Annotated in this window: 6 protein-coding genes; all 6 read left to right on the top strand. The window is 53.0% G+C overall.

From position 1 onward, the window contains the following. Positions 1 to 627 (top strand): nitrogenase (locus tag FP815_12695; protein MBA3015786.1); only part of this gene is annotated, 627 nt, incomplete at its 5' end. Positions 628 to 728: 101 nt separating this feature from the next. Continuing rightward, the gene (gene nifB / locus FP815_12690) at positions 729 to 1,994 is read left to right on the top strand and encodes a nitrogenase cofactor biosynthesis protein NifB (GenBank protein ID MBA3015785.1); all 1,266 of its coding nucleotides are present in this window, start codon (positions 729 to 731) and stop codon (positions 1,992 to 1,994) included. Between the two features lie 286 nt (positions 1,995 to 2,280). Further along, positions 2,281 to 2,955, top strand: coding sequence for a molybdate ABC transporter permease subunit (modB, locus tag FP815_12685; protein ID MBA3015784.1), 675 nt, complete (start codon positions 2,281 to 2,283; stop codon positions 2,953 to 2,955). Positions 2,956 to 2,964: 9 nt separating this feature from the next. Beyond that, positions 2,965 to 3,750, top strand: a complete 786-nt coding sequence (gene modA, locus FP815_12680) for a molybdate ABC transporter substrate-binding protein (GenBank protein ID MBA3015783.1) — start codon at positions 2,965 to 2,967, stop codon at positions 3,748 to 3,750. A 9-nt stretch (positions 3,751 to 3,759) separates the two neighbouring features. Then, a complete protein-coding gene (locus tag FP815_12675; protein MBA3015782.1) occupies positions 3,760 to 4,503 on the top strand; it encodes an ATP-binding cassette domain-containing protein in 744 nt (247 codons plus the stop codon). A gap of 156 nt (positions 4,504 to 4,659) precedes the next feature. Further along, positions 4,660 to 5,356, top strand: a 697-nt coding sequence (locus FP815_12670; GenBank protein ID MBA3015781.1) for a hypothetical protein, incomplete at its 3' end; no start/stop codon positions are given.

The raw sequence follows: 5,356 nt of genomic DNA, 5'->3' as shown, positions 1-5,356 counted from the left end.
GGTCACTTGTTGATGAAGCGTTTTGGCTTAGCCCGCCATTGTCTTGGGTTGCCTATGGGAATTCGGGAAACGGATGCCTTTGTCGATGTTTTGGCAGGTATGAGTCGGCGAGAGGCGTTGCCCGCCTGGTTGGTTGCTGAGCGAGGACGCCTTGTTGATGCGATGGTCGATGGCCATAAGTATCTCTTCGGCAAACGGGCTGTAATTTACGGGGAGGAGGATCTGGTGGTTGGTCTGGCCGCGTTTTTGGCCGAGATTGGGGTGCGACCAGTCTTGTGTGCCTCAGGAGGGAAAAGCGGTCACCTTGCCAAGGCAATCGAAGCGGTTTGCAGCGGGATGATGGATGAGATGCCTATTGTCCATGACGGGACTGATTTTTTTGAGATTGGTGAGCAGGCGGAGAGTTTGGCTCCTGATTTGATTATTGGCAATAGCAAGGGCTATCCTTTGGCAAGAAAGCTTGACATCCCGTTGGTCAGGCTGGGTTTTCCTATCCATGATCGGATGGGTGGGCAGCGTATCCTTCACCTTGGGTATCGTGGCGCCCAGCGTCTGTTTGATGAGATTGTCAATACCATCATCGATCGCGCGCAGGCAAGATCGCCGGTTGGTTACAGTTATATGTAATTTGGGAGAGGCGATCTGGAATTAATAAGGGAAAAGGCCTGATGGTCTGACTCAATCTGGCGCTGGCTCCATCAATAATTTACCAAAAAAAGGAGAAAACCATGACACAGCTCGACTTGAGTAAGCATCCCTGTTTCAACCCCGGGGCTAAAGGTCTGTTCGGTCGGGTGCACTTGCCTGTGGCCCCGAAATGCAATATCAAATGCAACTACTGTAATCGCAAGTATGACTGCGTCAACGAGTCGCGGCCGGGGGTGACATCCACGGTGCTTACTCCGGAGCAGGCGGGTGAGTATATGGTTCGGGTTTTGGCTAAAGAGCCGAGAATCACCGTGGCCGGCATTGCTGGACCCGGTGATCCCTTTGCCAATGCTCAGGAGACCATGGAGACCATGCGGATGCTGCGCGATGAGTTTCCTGAGATCATTCTTTGTCTAGCCTCAAACGGGATGAATATCGGACCGTATATTCCCGAACTGGCGGAGATGAATGTCTCTCACGTGACCATTACCATTAACGCCGTTGATCCGGAGATTGGGGCAAGAATTTATAGTTGGGTCCAGGATGGCAAGATCGTGCATCATGGTCGCCGGGGAGCCGAATTACTGTTGGCCCGGCAGTTGGCCGCGGTTGAGAGCTTAAAAAAACATGGCATTACCGTCAAGATCAACACTATCCTTATCCCCGGCATTAATGACGACCATATCGATGAGGTGGCGGTAGCAATGCGCGATCTCGGAGCAGACCTCTTTAACTGTATGGCCTTGTTTCCGAATGTCGATACCGTGTTCGGCTCCATTGATCAACCGAGCGCTGAGAGGATGGAAGTGGTGCGCAAGAGCGCTGAACAGTTTTTGCCTCAGATGCGTCATTGCACCCGGTGCCGGGCCGATGCCGTAGGTCTGCTCGATCAGGATCGAACCGAAGAGTTCCGAGGCTGCCTGTCTGCGTGCGCCTCTTTGCCTCCTGTTAGTAAGCCCCGTCCGTATGTGGCGGTGGCAACTCAAGAGGGGGTGCTGGTAAATCAGCATCTGGGTGAAGCCCTTAACTTTGAGATCTGGGAGTCTCATCAGGGAGGATACCGGTTGGTTGAAAAAAGAGCGGCGCCGGAAATCGGTGGTGGGTTAAGGAGATGGCTTAGGTTGGCCAGGATCATTGGTGATTGTAGAGCGGTGCTTGCCAGTGGTATTGGTGAGACCCCTAAGGAGACCCTGGAGAAGACCGGGGTTAAGACTATTATCATGAACGGCTTTATCGAGACCGGGCTTGCTGCGGTGTACGAAGGTAACGATCTGTCGGTGTTTAAAAGTCGAAGTCTCTCCTGTGGCAATAAGAGCTGTGCGGGAACTGGCAGCGGCTGTCTGTGAAATCGTAATTGTTCACCAGAAGCGTTGAACATGCGGATTTCACCGGAATGTAAACGTTCATCGGGCACTCCATCTGCTTCGCAGTCTCGCAGACCGCTTTCGCGCATCTGGAGTGCCCGATGAACGTTTACGTGAAATCTGGGGCGATGAATTGTGAGATAGGGTATTTTAGCCCTGTTGCTCAGGGAGCGGGTGTGGGGTTCTTTTAGCCAAAGGGTACATTGAACAGGTGTCATTCATCCTGAAGAGAAGGATTTTTATCCAGAATGTGTAACGTGTATAGCCCATGACCACTGTTGAAAGTATTATTTCTCCTCTCTCCCTGACGATCAAGGTTGCCGTTCTCGCTACTGCAGGCGCCATGATCATCGGGGTGACGGCGGCGTATTTGTTGAGCCGCAAAAAATTCTGGGGACGGGATATGCTTGAGGTCATGCTTTCCCTGCCACTTGTTTTACCGCCAACGGTGTTGGGCTATTACTTACTGGTGGTGATTGGCAGGAAAGGGTTTTTTGGTCGCTGGCTTTATGAAAACTTTGGGGTTTCACTGATTTTTACCTGGCAGGGTGCGGTGCTGGCGGCGATGATTGTTTCCTTGCCTCTAGTGTTTAAATCTGCCGGGGCCGCGTTTGCTGCGGTTAATAAACAGTGTGAAGAGGCGGCAGCTACCTTGGGGGCATCGGAGGTGACGATTTTCTTCAGGGTCTCATTGCCGTTGGCCTGGCGCGGAATTTTGGCTGGCAGCATGATGGCGTTTGCCCGGGCGATGGGGGAATTCGGCGCAACCTTGATGGTGGCCGGTAATCTTCCAGGCCGGACCCAAACTTTGTCCATGGCGGTGTACGATGCGGTTCAGGCAGGAGATTTTCAGCAGGCAAATTTTCTCGTTGTGATCATTACCGTAGTGAGCGCAGCGATCCTGTATGGGTCGGGAAAGTTATTGCAAACCACATGGAGATAGGGGCGCTGTATGGAAAAGTGGCAAAAGATTCAAACGGTGTTGTGGGCAATTGGGTGCGGGGTGGTCCTGCTGGCCCGCACTGTGGCTTGCGATTCGTCTACACCGCTCATTGTTTCTGCAGCGGCAAGCCTGACCAATGTCATGCGTTCGTTGGGTCAGGATTTCGAACAACGGCATCCAGGGGTGACGATTATTTTCAACTTCGGCTCGACCGGGGACCTTGTAGCTCAAATGAGTCAAGGGGCTCCGGTGGACATATTTGCCTCGGCCAGTGTCAAACATATGGATCAGGCCCAGGAAAAGGGGCTTATTGTTGTTCAGACCAGGAAAGTCTTTGCCAAGAATGTTCTGGTGCTGGCCAAACCAACCCTTGGCACCAGAGCACTGACCGGGATTTCTGATTTGACCTCACCTCAGGTTGAACGGATTGGGATTGGCAAACCGGAAACCGTGCCTGCTGGGCATTATGCCCAAGAGACGTTGGTTGCGGCAGGGATATGGAGCGCAGTGGAGGGCAAACTGATTTTTGGTAGTTCGGTGCGCCAGGTCCTTGATTATTTGCGGCGCGGGGAGGTGGATGCTGCCTTGATTTATGCCACCGATGCCAAAGTCGCCAAGGAGCAGGTTAAAGTCGTCGTCGAGTTACCCGGCAGCCGGATTCTTTACCCGGTTGCTCTGGCCAAGACGGCCCAGGATAGTCAAAAAGCGACCTTATTCCTTGATTACCTGGCAACGGATGAGGCAAAAGCGATTTTAATCGCTCATGGTTTTTTACTACCGGAAAGTGAAAGATAGGCAGACATTATGGAACTATATATCGACATTAAAAAGCAACTGCGATCCCGGGGACGGAGTTTTGAGTTGAACTGTTCGTTTAGCTCAAAGGAGCAGTTTGTGGTGCTGTTCGGGGCATCGGGTTCTGGCAAGACTACCACAATGCGGGCGGTGGCCGGTCTGGAACGACCCGATGCCGGGATGATAATTGCCGGTGGCCGGACACTCTTCGATTCGAACACGGGGGTTAATGTCCCAGCTAGGCAGCGAAATATCGGTTATCTTTTTCAGGATTACGCCCTGTTCCCGCATTTAACGGTTGCGAAGAACATCGCCTTTGCGCTCAAGCCTACCTTCTGGGGACGGTTGAGCCGTGAGGCGGAGCGGCGTGTTGATGAGTTTCTCTCTCTCTTTCATCTTACTGATCTTAAGGAGGCCATGCCATCGGAGATCTCGGGCGGTCAGCGGCAGCGGGTGGCTCTTGCCCGGGCCTTGATCCGTAAACCTGATCTCCTTCTCTTGGATGAGCCGTTCGCAGCACTTGATCCCAATCTGCGCTCGAGGCTTCGATCTGGACTGCTCGATATCCAAAAGCACTTCAATATCCCGGTGCTGTTGATCAGTCATGATCCGGAAGATGTTGATATCTTTGCTGAAACACTGGTGGTCTATGATTCCGGCAGTGTCAGCACTCTGGTGGAAAATTACAAGAAGGAGAAGGCGTCCGCTGGTCAGGGTGCGATCAAGCCATGGCAGAGACCTTGTTTGGCGTGATTGGCGGGTGCTTAAGCTTTTTAGAAGGTTGTCGGTTTTCGGTTGACAGTTGATGGTGATGGGGTCCTGCCAATGGCTAACCATGATTCTGTTAATGGTAAACCGATAACTGATTACCGTTAACCTGTGTAGTTATAAGATTGTCAGTAAAGGGGGATGAGGATGAGAGGACTGATTGATTCCACCTTGCGTGAGGGGGCTCAGACACCGGGGGTGATGTTTTCTTCGGAGCAAAAGATCGCTATTGCCAAGGCGGTGGCTCTGGTCGGAATCGAAGAGATCGAGCTTGGCATTGCCACCACTCTTGATCCTGATCTCGAACGATTGATTGCCGAACTTCGGGTCATGGAAAACTGTCCGCGTCTGGCCTTATGGAGCCGATGCCGGACTGAGGACATTATTTATGCTGGACACCTGCGGCCTGATGTCCTCTCCTTGTCGCTGCCCGCCTCCGAGCGCCATATCGCAACTCGCCTGGGTAAGAGCCGTGACTGGGTGCTGACGAGATTAAAGGAGTCGGTTGCCCTGGCCCAGGAGTTGGGGATTGCGAATGTGTCTCTGGGGGTGGAAGACTCAAGCCGGGCTGAGTCCGGATTTCTTGGCGAACTGATTGATACTGCGGTGGCTTTGGGGGTGAGGAGGATACGGCTTGCGGATACCGTCGGTGTCTTGACCCCCATGGCGACAGCCGCCGCGATTACCCAATTGAGGCAGCTGCACCCTGAAGTTGAGCTTGGCTTTCATGGTCATAATGATTTTGGGATGGCCTCGGCCAATGCTGTAGCCGCTCTGGAGGCTGGCGCTCAGTGGGCCGATGTTACGGTCATGGGGCTTGGCGAGCGGGCAGGGTGTT

The organism is Desulfobulbaceae bacterium, assembly GCA_013792005.1.
Classification (GTDB): domain Bacteria; phylum Desulfobacterota; class Desulfobulbia; order Desulfobulbales; family VMSU01; genus VMSU01.
Note: the sequence above shows the minus strand (reverse complement) of the source record. Positions and strands in the feature narration are given on the sequence as shown.